22 protein-coding genes, 1 tRNA gene and 2 pseudogenes are annotated in these 17,599 nt (G+C 36.9%); 8 read left to right on the forward strand and 17 right to left on the reverse strand.

Features of this window, described 5'->3' with window-relative positions; all coding sequences use genetic code 11:
* Positions 1-16: 16 nt before the first annotated feature.
* Genes BMZ31_RS03445 through BMZ31_RS03465 form a run of 5 tightly spaced genes read right to left on the reverse strand, consistent with a single transcriptional unit; the run spans position 17 to position 4,249 of the window.
* Entirely contained in the window at positions 17-1,051 is a 1,035-nt protein-coding gene (locus tag BMZ31_RS03445) for an aldo/keto reductase (protein WP_090830316.1), read from the reverse strand.
* Between the two features lie 54 nt (positions 1,052-1,105).
* Positions 1,106-2,155, reverse strand: a complete 1,050-nt coding sequence (locus BMZ31_RS03450; RefSeq protein ID WP_090830317.1) for a zinc-binding dehydrogenase — start codon at positions 2,153-2,155, stop codon at positions 1,106-1,108.
* Positions 2,156-2,182: 27 nt separating this feature from the next.
* On the reverse strand, positions 2,183-3,010 hold the full coding sequence (locus tag BMZ31_RS20865) for a methyl-accepting chemotaxis protein (protein ID WP_090830318.1): 828 nt from the start codon (positions 3,008-3,010) through the stop codon (positions 2,183-2,185).
* Positions 3,011-3,053: 43 nt separating this feature from the next.
* Complete coding sequence (locus BMZ31_RS03460) at positions 3,054-3,761, reverse strand: SDR family oxidoreductase (RefSeq protein ID WP_090830319.1); 708 nt, start codon at positions 3,759-3,761, stop codon at positions 3,054-3,056.
* A gap of 59 nt (positions 3,762-3,820) precedes the next feature.
* The gene (locus BMZ31_RS03465; RefSeq protein ID WP_090830320.1) at positions 3,821-4,249 is read right to left on the reverse strand and encodes a VOC family protein; all 429 of its coding nucleotides are present in this window, start codon (positions 4,247-4,249) and stop codon (positions 3,821-3,823) included.
* A 291-nt stretch (positions 4,250-4,540) separates the two neighbouring features.
* Between BMZ31_RS03465 and BMZ31_RS03470 the strand changes: the two genes are divergently transcribed.
* The 3 genes from BMZ31_RS03470 to BMZ31_RS03480 all read left to right on the forward strand — a co-directional run bounded on the left by BMZ31_RS03470 (position 4,541) and on the right by BMZ31_RS03480 (position 6,260).
* Positions 4,541-4,963 carry a MarR family winged helix-turn-helix transcriptional regulator gene (locus tag BMZ31_RS03470; RefSeq protein ID WP_090830321.1) on the forward strand — a complete coding sequence of 141 codons (423 nt, stop codon included), beginning with the start codon at positions 4,541-4,543 and terminating at the stop codon, positions 4,961-4,963.
* 103 nt (positions 4,964-5,066) lie between these two features.
* Positions 5,067-5,603, forward strand: a complete 537-nt coding sequence (locus BMZ31_RS03475) for an NAD(P)H-dependent oxidoreductase (protein WP_090830322.1) — start codon at positions 5,067-5,069, stop codon at positions 5,601-5,603.
* 117 nt (positions 5,604-5,720) lie between these two features.
* Complete coding sequence (locus BMZ31_RS03480; RefSeq protein WP_090830323.1) at positions 5,721-6,260, forward strand: NAD(P)H-dependent oxidoreductase; 540 nt, start codon at positions 5,721-5,723, stop codon at positions 6,258-6,260.
* Positions 6,261-6,397: 137 nt separating this feature from the next.
* Here BMZ31_RS03480 and BMZ31_RS03485 read toward each other — a convergent pair whose 3' ends face one another.
* The 6 genes and pseudogenes from BMZ31_RS03485 to BMZ31_RS03510 form a co-directional block, all read right to left on the reverse strand.
* Positions 6,398-6,772 carry a YidH family protein gene (locus BMZ31_RS03485; RefSeq protein WP_090830324.1) on the reverse strand — a complete coding sequence of 125 codons (375 nt, stop codon included), beginning with the start codon at positions 6,770-6,772 and terminating at the stop codon, positions 6,398-6,400.
* A gap of 137 nt (positions 6,773-6,909) precedes the next feature.
* Positions 6,910-7,518, reverse strand: a complete 609-nt coding sequence (locus tag BMZ31_RS03490) for a class I SAM-dependent methyltransferase (RefSeq protein WP_090830325.1) — start codon at positions 7,516-7,518, stop codon at positions 6,910-6,912.
* A 160-nt stretch (positions 7,519-7,678) separates the two neighbouring features.
* Positions 7,679-7,913 (reverse strand): annotated as a pseudogene (locus tag BMZ31_RS03495) (glutaredoxin family protein).
* A gap of 94 nt (positions 7,914-8,007) precedes the next feature.
* Positions 8,008-8,364 (reverse strand): rhodanese-like domain-containing protein, encoded by a 357-nt coding sequence (locus BMZ31_RS03500; protein ID WP_090830326.1) that lies wholly within the window; start codon positions 8,362-8,364, stop codon positions 8,008-8,010.
* A gap of 34 nt (positions 8,365-8,398) precedes the next feature.
* A pseudogene (locus tag BMZ31_RS03505) lies at positions 8,399-8,661 on the reverse strand (metal-sensitive transcriptional regulator).
* Positions 8,662-8,989: 328 nt separating this feature from the next.
* Positions 8,990-9,062: transfer RNA gene (locus BMZ31_RS03510), tRNA-Val, on the reverse strand.
* A 448-nt stretch (positions 9,063-9,510) separates the two neighbouring features.
* Here BMZ31_RS03510 and BMZ31_RS03515 point away from each other — a divergent pair.
* The 4 genes from BMZ31_RS03515 (at position 9,511) to BMZ31_RS03530 (ending at position 12,108) form a co-directional block, all read left to right on the forward strand.
* Positions 9,511-10,233 (forward strand): alpha/beta hydrolase, encoded by a 723-nt coding sequence (locus BMZ31_RS03515; protein ID WP_090830327.1) that lies wholly within the window; start codon positions 9,511-9,513, stop codon positions 10,231-10,233.
* A 144-nt stretch (positions 10,234-10,377) separates the two neighbouring features.
* Entirely contained in the window at positions 10,378-10,890 is a 513-nt protein-coding gene (locus tag BMZ31_RS03520; protein ID WP_090830328.1) for a YjcG family protein, read from the forward strand.
* A 6-nt stretch (positions 10,891-10,896) separates the two neighbouring features.
* A complete protein-coding gene (locus tag BMZ31_RS03525; protein WP_090830329.1) occupies positions 10,897-11,319 on the forward strand; it encodes a GNAT family N-acetyltransferase in 423 nt (140 codons plus the stop codon).
* A gap of 114 nt (positions 11,320-11,433) precedes the next feature.
* Positions 11,434-12,108, forward strand: a complete 675-nt coding sequence (locus BMZ31_RS03530) for a DUF421 domain-containing protein (protein WP_090830330.1) — start codon at positions 11,434-11,436, stop codon at positions 12,106-12,108.
* A 16-nt stretch (positions 12,109-12,124) separates the two neighbouring features.
* Here the strand turns inward: BMZ31_RS03530 and BMZ31_RS03535 are convergent, their stop codons facing one another.
* A complete protein-coding gene (locus BMZ31_RS03535) occupies positions 12,125-12,406 on the reverse strand; it encodes a hypothetical protein (protein ID WP_090830331.1) in 282 nt (93 codons plus the stop codon).
* Positions 12,407-12,798: 392 nt separating this feature from the next.
* Between BMZ31_RS03535 and BMZ31_RS03540 the strand changes: the two genes are divergently transcribed.
* Positions 12,799-15,093 (forward strand): ATP-dependent helicase, encoded by a 2,295-nt coding sequence (locus tag BMZ31_RS03540; protein WP_090830332.1) that lies wholly within the window; start codon positions 12,799-12,801, stop codon positions 15,091-15,093.
* A gap of 46 nt (positions 15,094-15,139) precedes the next feature.
* Here the strand turns inward: BMZ31_RS03540 and BMZ31_RS03545 are convergent, their stop codons facing one another.
* The 5 genes from BMZ31_RS03545 to spoVAC form a co-directional block, all read right to left on the reverse strand.
* Positions 15,140-15,394: a sporulation-specific transcription regulator SpoVIF gene (locus tag BMZ31_RS03545; protein ID WP_090830333.1), complete on the reverse strand. Its 255-nt coding sequence runs from the start codon at positions 15,392-15,394 to the stop codon at positions 15,140-15,142.
* Positions 15,395-15,532: 138 nt separating this feature from the next.
* The gene (locus tag BMZ31_RS03550; RefSeq protein ID WP_139205907.1) at positions 15,533-15,652 is read right to left on the reverse strand and encodes a YjcZ family sporulation protein; all 120 of its coding nucleotides are present in this window, start codon (positions 15,650-15,652) and stop codon (positions 15,533-15,535) included.
* Positions 15,653-15,736: 84 nt separating this feature from the next.
* Positions 15,737-16,093, reverse strand: coding sequence for a stage V sporulation protein AE (gene spoVAE, locus BMZ31_RS03555; protein WP_090830335.1), 357 nt, complete (start codon positions 16,091-16,093; stop codon positions 15,737-15,739).
* A gap of 17 nt (positions 16,094-16,110) precedes the next feature.
* Positions 16,111-17,121 carry a stage V sporulation protein AD gene (spoVAD, locus tag BMZ31_RS03560; protein WP_090830336.1) on the reverse strand — a complete coding sequence of 337 codons (1,011 nt, stop codon included), beginning with the start codon at positions 17,119-17,121 and terminating at the stop codon, positions 16,111-16,113.
* Complete coding sequence (gene spoVAC / locus BMZ31_RS03565) at positions 17,122-17,598, reverse strand: stage V sporulation protein AC (RefSeq protein WP_090830337.1); 477 nt, start codon at positions 17,596-17,598, stop codon at positions 17,122-17,124.
* Position 17,599: the final 1 nt, after the last annotated feature.

Here is a 17,599-nt window from a genome sequence, read left to right on the forward strand (position 1 = left end):
TTAAAATATCTGTATTTTATGATCTATGACTATCAATTTTTGCATACATCTGTTGTTGTCCTGTTGCTAAGAAATCATGTGGAAATCCTAACGTAATTTTGCTAATTTCGTTTAGTCTTTGCATGTGTTCGTCACCTAGTTCAAACTCAAGACAACCTAAATTATCTTTTAATTGAGCTTCTGTTCTAGCACCAATTATCGGGATGATTACCCCTCTTTCTTGTTGTTGTCTAACCCAGTTTAGCGCCACTTGTGCAGAACTACGCCCTAGTTCATCTGCAATCTTGTCGACTTCTTTAGCAATTTCAAGATTTCTATCGTTTAGGAATTGATTATGCATTGGATTTGGAATTTCCAACCTCTTTTGATCACTGCTTTTTTTAGTATATTTACCAGAAAGTAAACCCTGTCCTAGAGGAGACCAGACTGTAACGCCACTGTCAGATGCCTTTGCCATAGGAAGCAATTCACGCTCTACTGTTCTTTCAATTAAACTGTACTGGATTTGCAATCCAATGAATGGGGACCATCCTCGTAACTTAGCAATTGCATTTGCCTCTGAAACGACCCATGCAGGAGCATCCGATATACCAACATATAATACTTTTCCTGAACGGACTAAGTCATCCAAGGAACGCATAACTTCTTCTACTGGCGTCATAATATCCCAAAAATGAAGCCATAACACATCAATATAATCTGTATTTAATCGTTTTAAACTTGCTTCTACTGATTGAACAAGGTTTTTCCGATGCCCTCCACCTGCGTTCGGATCATTAGGATTTAGAAAATTGAGCGAATATTTGGTGGCTAAAACCATCTCTTCTCTTATAGGTGCAATGAATTCCCCAACAAATTTTTCACTTGTTCCATTTAAATAAATATTTGCTGTGTCAATGAAGTTGCCACCAGCTTCCACATAAGCTTCAAACACTTTTCTACTTTCTTCTTTAGATGCCCCATAAGGTCCCCAGTCTTCACCAAATGTCATGGTTCCCAAAGCTAACTCTGAAACTCTCAATCCACTATTTCCTAATAATTTATATCTCATTCTAAAGCCTCCTTATATTATTGATTTTTACTTAACTTCATTCTTGCTTATATATCATTTGGTCATATCTACAATCAATTTTCCTAAGACATCTCTCTTAGAGAGTCGTTCATGCGCATAGTAAATGCCCTCTAGGGAAACTTTTTCAGCTATACTTGGTTGAATTTCTTTTGATGACAATAACTGTACTAGCTCATTTAGATCCTCTTTAAACCAAACAGGATTTTTTTTCTTGTAAACATCAATGCCGTAAAAAGACACGGTTCGATTATTCCAAGGGATTAGATTTTTCAATAGACAATAACTAATACCACTAATAGTTCTTACATTCTGAAAGAAATTACCTGGTCTCCCATTTGCCATTTTCCCTAAATCTCCAAATAGGACAAGTCTTCCTTTCTCTTTTAACAATGAATAGGAACGCGTTGAAACCGATCCTCCGAAACAATCAAAAACAATATCTACCCCATTGCTCGAATGACCCTTGATGGTTTCTACAAAATCTTCCTTCATATAATCAATAGGAAAAGCGCCATAGCCTTTTATGAAACTCTGCTTATGAGTGCTTGCAGTTGCATACATTTCAAGACCCGCAAACCTACCCAAATCCAAAAGGGCCGAGCCAACTCCTCCTCCCCCTCCATGGACCAGAATTCGCTCTCCTTTTTTTGCACGAGCAACTCTTTTTAGCATTTGGTAGGCTGTTACATAGTTTAGAACAAGAGCGACTGCTTGAGCTGGATCTAAATCAAAGTCTTCTGGAATAATTGTCATTTCCTCTAAAGGAAGATTGATATATTTTGCATATCCTCCGGTACCCGTTAAAGCAATGACTCTTTTCCCAATATATTTTTCATCAACACTTAAGCCAGTCTGTTCAATAATTCCGTAAATATCATAACCGGGTGTATAGGGCAGCTTTGGTATAGGTAAAGCTGGGTTTTTAAAAACTCCCTCCTGCTGCATTACCTCATTATAGGAGACCCCTGCAGTTATTACTTTTACTCGAACTTCACCTTTTTTAGGAAGAGGTATCTCTTCTTCAATGATGTGTAATCCTCCCACACCACCGTAATGTTGGATAACTACACGTTTGTTCTTCATCAAAAATCGCCCTTTAGCTTGTAAAATTTAAATCAGGTTAGCAAATTCATTAAGCCTCTTTGACATCTGCTGTATTTCTTCCACGGATTCATGAATTTGTTTTATATTGTCTTTTTGAACATCTCCTACATCAGAGATTTTTTGTACCATTTTGTTGATACTCTCCATCGATTTTCTAATGTTCTCAAGTATTTCTTGAATTGTTTCAGTAGAGGAACGGGTATGTTGGGAAAGTTTTCGTATTTCATTGGCCACTACACTAAATCCTCTCCCGTATTCACCTGCCCTTGCCGCTTCAATAGCTGCATTTAGTCCTAGAAGATTTGTTTGATCTGCCACTTGTTTAATAAAAGTGATGACCTCTTTTGTTTTTTCCACCTGTTTGCTTGATTCCTCAGAACTTTGTAAAAGATCTCGAGTTAGTGAAAATAAGGACTGGGCACCTCCAGATACATTTCCTACATTTTCGTTTACTAATTCCAGAGAATTGGTCATTTCATTCGAAATCTTCAATAATTCTTCCTCGTTTTGATGCATAATACCAAGTGACAATACCCCAATCACCTGACCATCTTCATCCTTTAATGGAAGCAGATTTGCTGTGAATTCTACTCCATGCAAATTTGCTGGTATGACCATCCTAATGGGTTTTCCATTTTTTAAAACATCATCCGCAGGTGTTCCAGGTTTTATTTTCATACCTGGTTCTAACTTAAGCTTTATCTTTTCACCAGGAAAATAGGCAAGGATTTCGTCTTTATTTCCAATAGTGATGGAGGTGTCCGTTGGTATTGCGGACTGGAATATTGGAGCGACCTTTATAAGCGATTCAATAATCAAATGATGTTGTGACATAGGAACCTCTCGTTTCTTAATCGGAAATATTTTACAAATCTATTTACCAGTTGATTTTTTGACCATTTCTAAAAAAACCACCATTTGGCCCAGCTTCATCAACTTCTGTAAGCCACAATATGGATTGAGCAGCCTCTTCTACACTTCTGGGAGCATGAGGACCACCCATATCAGTCCTAACCCACCCTGGACATACCGCATTGATTTTGATGTTTCCAAGAACCTCTGCAGCAATAAGACGTGTAAGTCCATTTAATGCAAGTTTGGATAATTTATATGAGCCTGGTCCAGTATGATCCATCCCATCCATTTGGCCATAACCAGAAGAAATATTGACAATTCTCCCATAATTATTTTTCTTCATTAAAGGCAGAAAAGATTGAATTAGATGAAAAGGTCCCAAAACGTTGGTTCTTAACGTTTGTTCTAAAATATCAGGATCTTCTTCAGTCATTTTTAGGTTCTCATCTAAATAAACCCCTGCATTATTAATTAACACATCAAGTCGGCCATATGTTTGTTGAACATATTCCACAGCATTCTGAATGCTTTCAATATGATCAACATCAAGTTCAACAACATGCATGTCATATCCAGCTTTGTTTAAAGAATTAACAGCATTTTGTCCTTTTTCTTTGTTTCTGCAGCCTAATATAACCTGATAATTTTTCACGGCTAATTGTTTGCCTAATTCAAAACCAATTCCTCTGTTTCCACCGGTAATAAGAGCAATTCCCTTATATTGAGACACAATGTTCAGCTCCTTTTTAATTGTTTGTACATACAATCCAATCCGAAAAATTTTTTCTCTTAATCTTGAAATCTATATTTATTCTTCTCATCCTTGTAAGACTCCTCTGCAACAGCAGGTCTAATGTTTTCAAAAATACCGAAGCAATTTCCACTAGAGTCCTTAAATATGTAACAAGGTCCGTTTGGTATTTCAATTGGTCCTTTTTCTTCTTTCCATCCTCTATTTCTTAATTCTCTTGTTTTTCCATCCAAATCACTCACTTCATAAATAGGCATACACGTAGGTGGAGTTAAGTGATCTGCGATTAATAATAGAGGTCCCTCCCCGATTTCAAATGCAGCAACCTTTGCTCCAAATCTGTCGAAAGCCCAGTGTAATTTTCCACCAAGTACAAATTTGTAGTAATGAAAATCAGTATCAAAATTTGAAGTACCCATATACAAATACATCAACTTATTGAACGGGATAGCACTTATTCTAAACACACCCTCTCCAAATAATTATTCTCACACTTTGATAGAGTTATTTGTTTAAATTAATAATTGTAATACAAACAACCTATTCGTTGTTTGTACATACAATCATAATAAAGTAACATATTTGAAAAATCAATCTTTGCCCAGATAATTTTTTCCTTCATAAATTGACATTTTTTTATTGATTCCTATTAGCGAAAATATTTAATGCTGAGAAATAAAATTTTCTACATGTCATTTGACAAATAAATTTGTATGCGGTAATTTGTATGTACAAGCAAAAAGTAAGGGGTTCTTATTATGATTGATGATTTTTTTGACAATTGCCTGTATTTTACAGTTAATAAGCTATCACGGGCTATTACAAAGATGGCTGAAGATTCTTTCAAGATCACGGGACTATCTCCGACTCATGCATTTTTAATGATGTTAGTTATTGATAAACCTGGAATTGCACAATCGGAGTTAGCAGAGGCCCTGCATCTCAAGCCTTCTACAATTACTCGTTTTGTTGATAAGTTGGTTGAAAAAGGCTTGATAGAACGAAAGACAGAGGGCAAGAGATCGTTAAATTTTCCTACTGAAAATGGAGAAGCGATTCTTAAAGATATTAAAGAAGGCTGGAAAATATTATTTCGATCTTACTCAGATATTTTGGGTGAAGAAGAAGGAAAAGTATTAAATAAGTTAATAAACGATGCAGGAAACAAATTAGAAAAGTAATAAAATAAGATACTTTGCTGAATACTAAAAATGTATTAAGTTAGGTATCTTACCTTTATATTTGCTTGTACAAACAATAAAAGATGAAAAAGGAGAATTACTGATGAAAACACTTGTAATTATCACACATCCTAATCTTGAACAATCCCGAATTAATCGTGCTTGGATGGAAGAATTGAAAAAGCACGAAGAAATTACAATTCATACTCTTTATGATGCATATCCTGATGGAAAAATAAATGTTGAACATGAACAAAAACTTTTAGAGTCACATGACCGTATTATTCTTCAATTCCCATTTTACTGGTACAGCACTCCTGCTTTGTTAAAACAATGGCAAGATGAAGTCCTTTCATATGGATGGGCATACGGAGAAGGCGGAGATAAGCTACACGGTAAAGAACTTGGTCTTGCCATTTCAACTTTTGGACCAAAAGATTCATACCAACCTACTGGTTACAACAATTTTACCATGGAGACTTTAACAACTCCTCTTCAACAGACAAGCAATCTCATTGGCACTAAATTTATGCCATTATTTGTTTTGAATGGTGTAATGCATGTCTCAGATGAGCAACTAGCAGAAAGTGCTAAAGCATATGTTGATCACGTTGTTCAGCCATCAACGATCGAAGCTTAATTAAGGATAAAAAAATATAAAATAAAGGTATTTCTCCTTCTGAAATACCTTTATTTTATTTCAAGTGACGGAATTCAAGAATTTCACTTGCATGCACACACAAGAAAGGTGATAAAGATGAAAACATTAGTCATTGTGGCCCACCCAAACTTGGAGAAGTCGAGAGTAAATAAAACATGGATGAACCGCCTCCAACAAGAGGAAAATGTAACGGTTCACGATTTATATGCACATTACCCGAACTTCGAGATTGATGTAGAAAAAGAGCAGCAACTTTTATTAGAGCATGATCGCATCGTTTTACAATTCCCTTTTTATTGGTATAGTTCACCTGCTTTATTGAAGCAATGGCAAGATGTCGTTTTACAATACGGTTTTGCCTATGGGGCAGAAGGTAAAAAGCTTAATGGAAAGGAGATCATGCTGGCTATTTCTTCTGGAGGTCCGGCTGAAGCTTACCAGGCTGGTGGTTACAATCACTATTCCATGAGCGAGTTAACTCGTCCCTTCCAAGCGACAGCAAACCTTTGTGGCATGCATTTCCTACCTTCTTTCCTATTACAAGGAATGATGACATTAAACGAAGAAAGACTTCAAGAAAGCGCTGAAGCACTAGCTACTAAAGTAACCAATTCAAATTTGCGTGCTGGCCGCTAGTTTTCAACGCATCATAAATGATAGCTTAGAATTAAGCATAACTTGATACCTAGCTAAAAAAAGCAAATTGTGGATTGCAATAATAAAAGCACTTCTCTTAAGCATATGCTTTTTGAGAAGTGCTTTTATAAAATGTATTAGGCAAGTAGGAAATAGCTACCAAATAATAAAGAAATGACAATGATAAAGATACTGAGAGCAACAATGTAATTTTTCGAGGCCGTAAACGTTTGAGAATTAATCGTATTGATTTTTATTAAATACACAATCGTTGCCATGATAATCGTAATGATCCCTAATGCTACAGATGCAATGCCAATCATATTTGCTAGCACATCACCAATAGGTGAGAGATTTTCCTTCATATTAAAATGTAAATTTGTCACCAAGAATCCTACGCCAATAATTGCAATGGCTGTACGAATCCAAGCCAAATAAGTCCGTTCGTTCGCTAAATGCTGCTGAATGTATTTGGAATCGATTGTTGGTTGGTTTTCTTGTTCATTTCTCATCTGATCGCTCCTTCATCTTAAGAAGCCTTCCGAGATGGTCTTCCTAGATATATTATCGTATATAATTTAATATTCCATTTCTTCAATACCTTCACTTCTATTAATAAACAAATATGAAGTAAACAAAAAGCTAACCATTATTCCGCCATAGGTTTTTGTGCTACACACTGAATCACATGAGATAATCCGTTGTGTCCCTCGCCTTCATGACGGACCACTTCGCCCATAAAGAAATGAACGATTCTCCAATCAGAAAAAACTTGTAATAAATCTTCTGGAGAATATAGTAGCGCCTCATCTCGGGGACCTCCACTTTGGTATGGAAGCTGATACACAGAGTAAACTTCCGTCAAGAAATATCCACCCGGTTTAACTGCTTCTCTTACATTAAGTAGCGTTTTTTCTCTTAAATCTTTAGGGAAATGACCAAAGATACAAACTATCTCATCCCACTCATTTTTCTTCCACGGAGCATGATTGAGATCTACATGTGCAGTTTCAACTACAACGTCTTTTTCCTTAGCAAGCTTTCTTGTCTTCTCTAAACCTGCTTCTGAATAATCCCATGTTGTTACCTGCATTCCTTGCTCAGCCAAGAACACAGCATTCCTGCCTTCTCCTTCAGCAATTGCTAATGCTCTACCACTCGTTAGAGGAATCTTTAAGTGGAATTCTTTTAGAAAGACATTTGGTTCCTTACCAAATACAAATTCTTCATTTTGAAAACGAACGTCCCAATGATTCATATTTAACCTCCTCCAGCTTGCCTATCCAATGCTTGAATGAAATACTCGAGTGACTTCAATTTCCGAGTAGTACTTCCATTAATAGTATAAGTATATATGCGTCCTACTTTACAATATAAAAAAGGGCTATTGCTAGCCCCTAAAATAATTCTGACTTCTTTTAGTTTTTCAATGCCTGCAGGATGTGATGGGTATCAAAACCCAGAACCCATTTTCCATTAACCTCTGTTTGAGGAACACCCATTTGACCAGTTGTTCTAACAAGTTGGTGCATCATTTCAGGCTTCGAATCAAGATTAACTTCTTTAAAAGGAAGATTTTCCTCTGTCAAAAAATTCTTTAACATAAGCACAATATGGGCAACGAGTTGTTGTATAAACGGTAATTGAATTCATACTTAAAATCCCCTTCTTCTGTAAATTTTTCTTATGCATGTTTAATCTACACTTTCGAAAAGGTCTCAAAGTAGCATAAAACAGTAAAGTTATCTTACCAGGCGCTAATGCCACCTTTTACATTAGTTACTTGCTTGAATCCTTTTTTTTTTAGCAATTTAGAAGCCTTATTGCTTCTCATTCCACTTTGACAAATGACCACAATTTCTTTTTCCTTCGAAAGTTCATTCACATTATTGGCCAACTGGTGAAGAGGGATATTCTTAAATCCTCGAATATGATTCCCTTTAAACTCAACAGGTGTGCGAACATCAACAAACTGCTTATTTTGGTCGTTTAGTTCATTTTTTAGAGCAGAGGTAGATATTTGTTTAACCCCTTTTGTAGGTAATAAACGCTGTAACATAAACAAAACAAATATGCCTATCACTACATAATTGAGATACTCCATATTACTTCTCACCATTCCTTTGTTTGTTTTCTATTTATCTGCTTCTTATTAAGAGATTAACTGCTTCATTCAGTAGTTCTACAGAAGGCTTTCCTTCTTGATTATTGGCATTTCGTACACAATCAATTAAGTTAGAACTTACTACCACACCAATTGTTCTATCAATTGCAGTTCTAGCAGCAGATAATTGGGTGATACATCTTTACATTCCTTATTTTCATCCATCATCCTCAAAATACCTCTTAGTTGTCCTTCGATTCGTTTAAGACGATTCTTTATTTGGTCATCATAATCCATCATCTACACATCCTTTAGGTATTTTAGGTATTAATGAACTCTATTCAACTTCTTCGTTTAATCATTAAAGAAGCACTACTTCTTTAATGTATCAATAATGGCTACAATGCAACTATATACCCATATAGGTATATAGTCAATATATTTTATTTATAAAAAATAGATGGGTAGAAGCTTACTTCCCTCCTTTTTACAGATGTATTCATTTTTTTCAATAAAAAGATGCATTCCAAAAAGGATGCATCCATCACTGATTCATATATCTTTATCACAACCAAACATCATAAAAAAAGCTCCCAAACCTTAATGGAATGGAAGCTTTCATAGATGACCTGTGAGGGGTTCGAACCCCCGACCTCAACCCTGTCAAGGTTGCGCTCTCCCAACTGAGCTAACAGATCGATTTGAATGTACTTTGATTTTAGTATGTAGGTGTCTATCTGTCAATACCTATTAGAAGACATATATTATTTTATTCATTTTTGTTAAAATGTCAATGTCGTCAACTTTTACATAGTAGAAGAAAACTTTTTTACGATAGATGGGCATATTAATGGAAAAATATCCTCTCTCCTTTTAGACTTAAAATTACCTTATTGAAGGTATGATGCGATTAAATGATCATTGTAAAAGGTAATGAGCACACGGAGTCAGTACTTAAGTGTTGTTTTGGCAACAAAGAAGAAATATTGGTAAGATAGAAGTAATTTTTCAATAAGTTTTGATGCCAATGCTGGTCTTTATTCAAAAGAAATATTGGAAAAGATTATATCTGAAGAAACCTAAACCGCCCATCCCATTCCCATCACCGGTATTGGAATGGACGGATGCTAGAATGGGGGAATCACCATGGATATTCCAAAAGGGACAATTAAAGACTTAACGATTAGAAGCACTGCTTTAAATGAAGATGTTCAAATACTTGTATATTTACCGGCTAACTTTTCTCCGCTTTACAAGTATTCACTTCTTATTGCTCAAGATGGGAAGGACTATTTTCAGCTAGGACGGATTGGTAGAGTGGCCGATCAACTTTTACACGATCGAGAAATTGAGAACGTCATCATTGTTGGTATTCCTTACTTAAACGTTGATGACCGTCGAGAAAAGTATCATCCTTCGGGTGAAAAAAATGAAGCGTACATCCGCTTTTTAGCTCACGAACTTGTTCCATTTTTGGATCAAGAGTTCCCTACCTATCATATGGGTACGACTCGTACGCTTATTGGGGATTCGTTGGGAGCGACAGTTTCTCTTATGGCGGCTCTGCAATACCCACATACATTCGGCAAAGTCATGTTACAATCGCCATATGTCAATGACAAGGTATTAGAAACCGTTAGAAATTTCACAAAGTCTGAGCTATTGAACATTTACCATGTCATCGGAACAGAAGAAATTACCGTAAAGACTAACGATGGAAAAATCTTGGACTTCTTAGAACCAAATCGTGAATTGAACAAGTTATTTACTAGCAAATCGTTTACATACTTTTATGATGAATTTAACGGCGATCATACATGGACATATTGGCAACCAGACTTGATTCGTGCTCTTAAAATCATGTTTTAGGTAATCAGTTCTCTTATATATTGTAAATTCGGAAAATTTGTTATACTAGAAGATGAAGAGCCGAAACCGAATGGATAATATGATATTAAGATTGGCTACCAAGTAAGTTCCTAGTACCTATATTAGAATAATGGAGGTTTTACTATGAAATTTGGAGTAGTTATCTTTCCTTCCAAAAAACTGCAAGACTTAGCGAATTCCTATCGAAAGCGTTACGATCCACATTATTCACTTATCACCCCACATTTGACGTTGAAATCAGCGTTTGAAGCAACTGAAGATGAGGCAAAAAAATTAGCCGAACAACTTGGGGAAATTGCCAAGAAATATCAGCCGTTTCAATTAAAGACAACGAAAATCAGTTCATTTCAACCTGTTAATAATGTAATTTATTTAAAAGTTGAGCCATCGGAATATTTGGATTCGCTACACAACGATATGAATGCACAGCTTGAGACTCAACCACAAGAATACGCATTCGTGCCTCATATTACCATCGCACAGAAGCTTTCAAACGATGAGCATTCTGATGTTTATGGTTCATTACGTATGCTTGATGTAAACCATGAAGAGACAGTTGATCGTTTCCACCTCCTTTATCAGCTCGAAAATGGATCATGGACTGTATATGAAACATTTCGTCTTAGAAAGGAATAGTACATCATGAATGTAAAAGCTGTTACCAACCCAGACCAACTGGAGGAAGCCTTCGCTATTAGAAAAACTGTCTTTGTAGAAGAACAACAAGTCCCAATGGAAGAAGAAATCGATGAGTACGAAAATGACTGTACCCATTTTGTCCTCTATGAAGAGGGTAAACCAATCGGTGCAGGACGTTTTCGTGAACTTGATGACTATGGGAAAGTAGAAAGAATTTGCGTCTTGAAAGAAAATCGCCATGGTGGATCAGGAAAAGCAATCATGGAAGCTATTGAAAACTTTGCTGTGAAGGAAGGCTTCAAAAAGCTTAAATTAAATGCACAAACTCAAGCCATTCCTTTTTATGAAAAACTTGGATATCAAGCTGTTTCTGATGAATTCTTAGATGCTGGCATACCGCATCGTACGATGATTAAAACTGTATAGAAATTAAAAGCTCTTGCCTTCAATTGAGGTAAGAGCTTTTGTGTTTATATGGGATAATTTCCTACTTAAAGCAAATACTACCCTATATGCCGTTCATTAAAGGAGAAATTTGACATGGTGTTCTTCCACATTTTCCTTGAATTATTTGTAGGTTATGTCGCGTTATTTTTACTAACGAAGATACTCGGAAAAACGACAATTACACAAATCACTACATTTGATTTCATATCAGCACTGGTCCTTGGAGAACTAGTTGGAAATGCCCTATTTGATGAAAACATTGGTGTAAAAGAAATTTTGACTGCTATTTTTCTATGGGGTTCTTTAGTATTTGCAACTGAAATCATTACGCAGAAATTTAAAGGAACCAGAAAACTACTTGAAGGCGAACCTTCCATCGTTATTCGCAACGGAAAGATTGATTATAAGGTTCTAAAGAAAAATCATCTGGATATTAACCAGCTCCAACATCTGCTCCGATCAAGAGATGTATTTACAATCCGTGAATGTGAATTTGCCATACTGGAGACAGATGGAACAGTAAGCGTATTGAAAAAACCTAATTATTCGAATCCAACAGCACAGGACCTAAATCTCAAACTAGATAAAGTGACTCTTCCCGTCACCATTATCCTGGATGGCGAGCTCATAAAGGATAATTTGCAGATGATTCATTGGGATGAACAAAGGCTCTTGAAGGAAATTAAGAAATACGGAGCGCAGTCAATGGAAGAAGTACTTTACGCAGAATGGTTAGAGGGTGAAGCTTTGCATGTTCAAACATACTAAGCTTCACCCTCTTTTTTTAAACACTTTTACTGTATAGGTTACCTTTACCAGTAATTTCACTATAAACTTTCTCAATCAAGCGCTCATTCAGCATTTTTTTATAAGGTGATCGAGCTCTAAGCGGAGCCGTTTGAAGGCGTTCCTGTGATGAGGACTCATGGTCCTGAGTCGGCTCTTCCCCGTTTACCACCCTCACACGTTCAATCTTATATGTATGTAGGGGGACAGTTGTTGTTCCAATTTCACGATTATGATATTGCATATATTGGTATTGGGTAACAGGAATGATATATCCCATATCGAACACCTCTTTCATTCTTCATTTCTAATTAGTTTATGATTTGTTCACCATCTTTACCCCTTATTTGCCAGAATGAAACAAGAATCTTCCCTTTTGAATCGATAAGAAATTTGATATGATAGAGTCTGTCTTGTTTTATTAAAAGTATGAATTCGGTTAATGGCTCGGTATGGCTTTTTAACAAATAAATGATCTTTTAGATATCCATAAGGTACGGTTGTTCTGTGGCATATTTGGGGGTAGAGATAGATTTAATAAGTCATTTCAGATACGAATTCAAATGATACTCCATTCGTTTATTCATCACTCATCTTCCATGAAATCATTTTTCCCACAGTAGAATTCATTTCAAATCAAAGTCTATTTTCAACAAGAAATGAGGGACATCCTTGAAAACCGTTTTTTATCAAAACCGTGTCATTCATATCGATCAACTAGATAGATCGGAGTTTCAAAAAATCTATCAATCAGGAAAAAACGGCGAACTTGCGTGTCCTGTTTGCCATAAAAAAGTTAAATTTTATCTCGGTATTTCCCAAGAACCACATTTCTATCATTTACAAATGGAATCATCAGCATGCCGAGATTCGGAGATTAATAGTGATAAAGAGCCTTCAGCAACTGAAACAGTCTATATTGAAAGAAACGGTTTTCGCATGCCACAATCACGTGGAATCGCAACCCTGCAAAAAGAAGATGCGACTACATTTAAGCCTGCAAGAGCTCTGACCATTCATCGAGAATTTACTCCTCCTTCTGTTAGGGAAGTAACAAAAGGAACCTATTACTTGGACAATCTCTTGTCTGAAGGTGTTAACTTGGATAAAAGTCAGGCTAAAGCCGTAATAGAAACTCAGGGCTCTTTGCTTGTTTTAGCAGGGGCTGGCAGTGGGAAAACTAGAGTTTTGACAGCTCGAACAGCATATATGCTTGAAGCAGAAAAGATCGATCCAAAAACCATGATGTTGCTTACCTTTACTTCTAAAGCAGCTGCAGAAATGAAAAACAGAATGCTGTATTATCCCAACATGAAAAGGGAAAAAGTGAGCCAACTTGTGTCAGGTACTTTCCATAGTATTTTTTATCGCATTCTATTATTCCACTCTCCTGAAAAATGGTCTTCTGAAAAACTCCTCAAACGAGAGTGGGAAAAAGACCGGATCGTAAAGGAAGCCGGAAAAGAATTAGATTTATCGGAAAAGGATTTTGCCTTCGATTTGGCCTTGCAGCAAATTGGTTTTTGGAAAAATTCATTAGTGAATCCGAAAGATGTGAAACCAACTAGTGAGTGGGAAGAAAAAGTCTCCTTCCTATATAATCGTTATGAAGAAATAAAATTAAAAGAGGGCTTATTCGACTTTGACGATATGCTCTTAGGTTGTTTCGCATTGTTTCAATCTTCCCCTTCACTATTAGAAAAGTATCAAAATCGTTTTCAGTATTTTCTTGTAGATGAATTTCAGGATATTAATAAAGTACAATATGAGCTTGTGAAATTATTTTCCTCGGTAAATAAAAATGTTTGTGCAGTCGGTGATGACGACCAATCGATATATTCGTTCCGTGGTAGTGACCCTGCTTACTTATTGGAGTTCGAGAAAGACTTTCCTGATGCAAAAGTAATCCATCTCTCACAGAATTATCGCTCATCACATGAAATTGTCACGACAGCGAATCAAATTATTGTTGCCAATAAACAGCGTCGCGTCAAAAAAATGAGCGCACAATTCACTGGGACGGATGCTCCAACTTTATTCTATCCATATGATGAAGAAGAAGAAGCTACGATGATTGTGACGGACTTACAGGAAAAGATCGCACAAGGGGCAAATCCTTCAGACTTTGCTATTCTTTATAGAACCCATTCGGCTGCACGGGCAATTTTTGAGAGACTTGCCAATTCAAGCCTTCCTTTTAAATTAGACCAGGATGCTGAAAGTTTTTATGACCGCAGAACAGTCAAAAGTCTGCTTGCCTTTATGCGTTTAAGTTTGAATGAAGATGACCAAAATGCGCTTCCCTATATAATTGGACCACTCTTCCTTAAACAATCCGTACTAAAGGAAGTCAAAGCTCAAAGCATTCTACAGGATTGCAGTTTTCTTGAAACTTTCACTCACATTAAAACAGGGCATTCCTTCCAAGAAAGAAAGCTTAGACAGACCGCAAGTGTTGTCAGGTCTTTGAAACATCTTACACCGCTTTCTGCTCTTGAAGTAATTGAAAAGGATTTAGGTTTTCAGGATTACTTAAAGAAGAGGGGCAGCGAAGGAAATAAGATGGAAAGAAGCTCGGATGACCTTAAAGACTTAAAGGTTGCTGCGCGAAACTTTACAACCTTAAGAGAATTTATTGATCATACGGAACACATGGCAGCAATGAACAAAGAAATGAAGAAATTGAGCAAGACAATGGAGAACGCCATTACTTTAAGTACAATACATCGTTCCAAAGGCTTGGAATACAATACCGTGTATATTTTGGGTGCCGTTGATGGTAGCCTCCCACATGATTATGCCCTGGAAAGTTTGCGAAACGGAGAAACTTCTGCAATTGAAGAAGAACGAAGACTCCTCTATGTTGCAGTTACAAGAGCAAAGGAAAAGCTTTATATTTCCGTACCTGAAAAAAGGCGCGGAAAAAATGCTGCAGTTTCAAGATTTCTAAAAATATTTCGAAGCTAACAGAAAAAAGGACTGATCTTTTTTAAGTTCAGTCCTTTCTTATTTATTAATTCTTGTTGATCATTTTCGTAATTGTATTGATGTCTAATTGCTTCCCATCATTCACAATTGATTTTACGATCTTATCTTCGGTTTCCTTCGGAACATTTTTGTTGGCAATTTGAGACACTCTTCTGATTACATTGCGAACAGTCGCTTCATCTTTAAAGTTGGCATTTTGCAATGAGCCGGCCAATTCAAAAATGTCTTTCATGTTCACGCCGGTCTTCTTTTCAATATTCTTGAAAAATCCATTATCCATATCGAGGATCACGCTCCTTCTTAAACTACTTTATAGTATGAAAGAGCGGAGAAATGGTGATTAGAAAAGCGCAAGCGTTCTTTTAAAAGCCGAATGCCACTTTCGAATTGAAAGTGGCATTTTGCATTTAAATGATTATTAATTATAGAAGCTTGCACCCACAATAATTAACAAAATGAACAATACTACGATCAATACAAATGTGGAACCGTAACCGCCACCACCATAACCGTAGCCTCCGCAAAATCCGTAGCCCATGATTGTCACCTCGCTTTTGTTGTCTCCCTATAACATATGACAAAACACCAAAAGTGTATGGGCTCTTTTAAAAAAACTAAACTTTTATCCTTTTGGCTTAAATAATACGGCGCCAATAAACCCGAAAATAATAGCTGCAGAAATTCCTGAACTAGTCACTTCAAACATTCCTGTTAAGACCCCGACAAGACCGTGTTTTTCAGCTTCTTGGAGTGCTCCATGAACCAAAGAATTGCCGAAACTGGTAATCGGGACGGTTGCTCCTGCCCCTGCAAAATCAACCAATGGTTCGTAAAGTCCTAATCCATCTAAAACAGCTCCAATAACAACCAGAAGACTAAGTGTATGCCCTGGCGTCAATTTTGCCACATCAAAAAGCAACTGACCAAAAACGCAAATTGCTCCACCTACCACGAACGCCCAAAAAAACATGGCTAACATCTTTTGCTCCTCCTTTATTAAATCTCAATGGAAACCGCGTGAGCAATACAAGGTATACTATCATTTTGTTGAAATGATAAGGGAGAAAGCAACGCTCCCGTTGCAACGACGAGAATACGCCTGTATGTACCTTTCTTCATTTCATTAAGCAAATGTCCGTATAGTACTGTTGCAGAACAACCTGCACCACTTCCTCCAGATTGTACCGGCTGATCGTCTTGATATAGCAAAAGACCACAATCCTTGAATTGATCCTGACTAATCTTTAATCCTTCTTTTTGCAACAACTCCATTGCCGTATCATGACCGATTCTCCCTAAATCCCCTGTAATGATCAGATCATAGTGCGATGGATCAAGACCGGTATCCTTAAAGTGAGCAACGATCGTATCTGCGGCTGCAGGAGCCATTGCACCACCCATATTAAATGGATCCGTTAACCCCATATCAATTACTTTGCCGATTGTGGCATAAGTCGTATATGGATCGGTTCCTCGATTTCCGTGACCTGAAACTAAGGCCATCCCCGCTCCCGTAACAGTCCACTGCGCAGTTGGTGGTTTTTGACCACCATATTCGGTCGGATAACGAAATTGTTTTTCGACGGCTGCATTATGACTAGAAGCACCTGTGATAATGTGCTTTGCTCCATTATGATTCACGATAAACGAAGCCAATGCCAGACCTTCCATCGAAGTAGAGCACGCTCCAAAAATACCGAAATACGGTAATTCATGTGTCCTTGCGGCAAAACTTGATGGAGTTATTTGATTAATGAGATCCCCAGCAATCAGGAATTGAATATCATCTTTTTTTACGTTCCCTTTTTGCATAGCAGTTTCAATAGCTTCCTCAATTAATAGTCGATGAGCTTTTTCATAAGACTCTTTTCCCATCCACAAGTCATCATGAAGAATATCAAAATCAGAGGATAACTTTCCGTTTTTTTCAAAAGGTCCGCCACTAACTCCTGTTGCTGTGATAATGGGCTTGTTATTGAAATGCCATGTCTGTTTTCCCTTAAGCAACTATAGCACCCCCCAAATGATGAGCAACGTTTTAATGAGTGCAACGAAGAAAGCAGATACCACTCCGAATAGAATGACAGACCCCGCCAACTTGAACATGTTTCCTCCAACCCCAAGGACAAAACCTTCTGTCCGATGCTCGATAGCTGCAGAAATAACAGCATTTCCGAATCCCGTAACCGGAACAGCACTCCCAGCCCCAGCAAACTGTCCTAAACGATCATAAATTCCAAAACCAGTTAGAAGCATTGAAATAAAAACCATCGTCGCAACTGTCGGATTACCTGCCGTCTGTTCTGTAAAATTGAAGAAATAGATATAAAAGTAACTGATTGCTTGACCAATCACACAAATAAGTCCTCCAACCCAAAATGCCTTAATACAGTTTTTTAATACAGGTCTTTGAATCTCATGTTTTTGCTCAAGTTGCTGATATTGCTTTTGCTCAGGAGTCATTTCATCTTGTTTTTTGCTCATA

It is taken from the genome of Bacillus sp. cl95, from assembly GCF_900115925.1.
Classification (GTDB): Bacteria; Bacillota; Bacilli; order Bacillales; family Cytobacillaceae; genus Neobacillus_A.

What these genes read in the sequence shown, in the direction of transcription:
- BMZ31_RS03500 (WP_090830326.1), bottom strand. Translation starts at nt 8,364, where the DNA reads ATGGAGTATCTCAATTATGTAGTGATAGGCATATTTGTTTTGTTTATG.
- BMZ31_RS03445 (WP_090830316.1), bottom strand. Translation starts at nt 1,051, where the DNA reads ATGAGATATAAATTATTAGGAAATAGTGGATTGAGAGTTTCAGAGTTA.
- BMZ31_RS03485 (WP_090830324.1), bottom strand. Translation starts at nt 6,772, where the DNA reads ATGAGAAATGAACAAGAAAACCAACCAACAATCGATTCCAAATACATT.
- BMZ31_RS20865 (WP_090830318.1), bottom strand. Translation starts at nt 3,010, where the DNA reads ATGTCACAACATCATTTGATTATTGAATCGCTTATAAAGGTCGCTCCA.
- BMZ31_RS03490 (WP_090830325.1), bottom strand. Translation starts at nt 7,518, where the DNA reads ATGAATCATTGGGACGTTCGTTTTCAAAATGAAGAATTTGTATTTGGT.
- BMZ31_RS03550 (WP_139205907.1), bottom strand. Translation starts at nt 15,652, where the DNA reads ATGGGCTACGGATTTTGCGGAGGCTACGGTTATGGTGGTGGCGGTTAC.
- BMZ31_RS03475 (WP_090830322.1), top strand. Translation starts at nt 5,067, where the DNA reads ATGAAAACACTTGTAATTATCACACATCCTAATCTTGAACAATCCCGA.
- BMZ31_RS03450 (WP_090830317.1), bottom strand. Translation starts at nt 2,155, where the DNA reads ATGAAGAACAAACGTGTAGTTATCCAACATTACGGTGGTGTGGGAGGA.
- BMZ31_RS03535 (WP_090830331.1), bottom strand. Translation starts at nt 12,406, where the DNA reads ATGGGATATATCATTCCTGTTACCCAATACCAATATATGCAATATCAT.
- BMZ31_RS03530 (WP_090830330.1), top strand. Translation starts at nt 11,434, where the DNA reads ATGGTGTTCTTCCACATTTTCCTTGAATTATTTGTAGGTTATGTCGCG.
- BMZ31_RS03545 (WP_090830333.1), bottom strand. Translation starts at nt 15,394, where the DNA reads ATGGATAATGGATTTTTCAAGAATATTGAAAAGAAGACCGGCGTGAAC.
- BMZ31_RS03525 (WP_090830329.1), top strand. Translation starts at nt 10,897, where the DNA reads ATGAATGTAAAAGCTGTTACCAACCCAGACCAACTGGAGGAAGCCTTC.
- BMZ31_RS03520 (WP_090830328.1), top strand. Translation starts at nt 10,378, where the DNA reads ATGAAATTTGGAGTAGTTATCTTTCCTTCCAAAAAACTGCAAGACTTA.
- BMZ31_RS03515 (WP_090830327.1), top strand. Translation starts at nt 9,511, where the DNA reads ATGGATATTCCAAAAGGGACAATTAAAGACTTAACGATTAGAAGCACT.
- spoVAE (WP_090830335.1), bottom strand. Translation starts at nt 16,093, where the DNA reads ATGTTAGCCATGTTTTTTTGGGCGTTCGTGGTAGGTGGAGCAATTTGC.
- spoVAC (WP_090830337.1), bottom strand. Translation starts at nt 17,598, where the DNA reads ATGAGCAAAAAACAAGATGAAATGACTCCTGAGCAAAAGCAATATCAG.
- BMZ31_RS03470 (WP_090830321.1), top strand. Translation starts at nt 4,541, where the DNA reads ATGATTGATGATTTTTTTGACAATTGCCTGTATTTTACAGTTAATAAG.
- BMZ31_RS03480 (WP_090830323.1), top strand. Translation starts at nt 5,721, where the DNA reads ATGAAAACATTAGTCATTGTGGCCCACCCAAACTTGGAGAAGTCGAGA.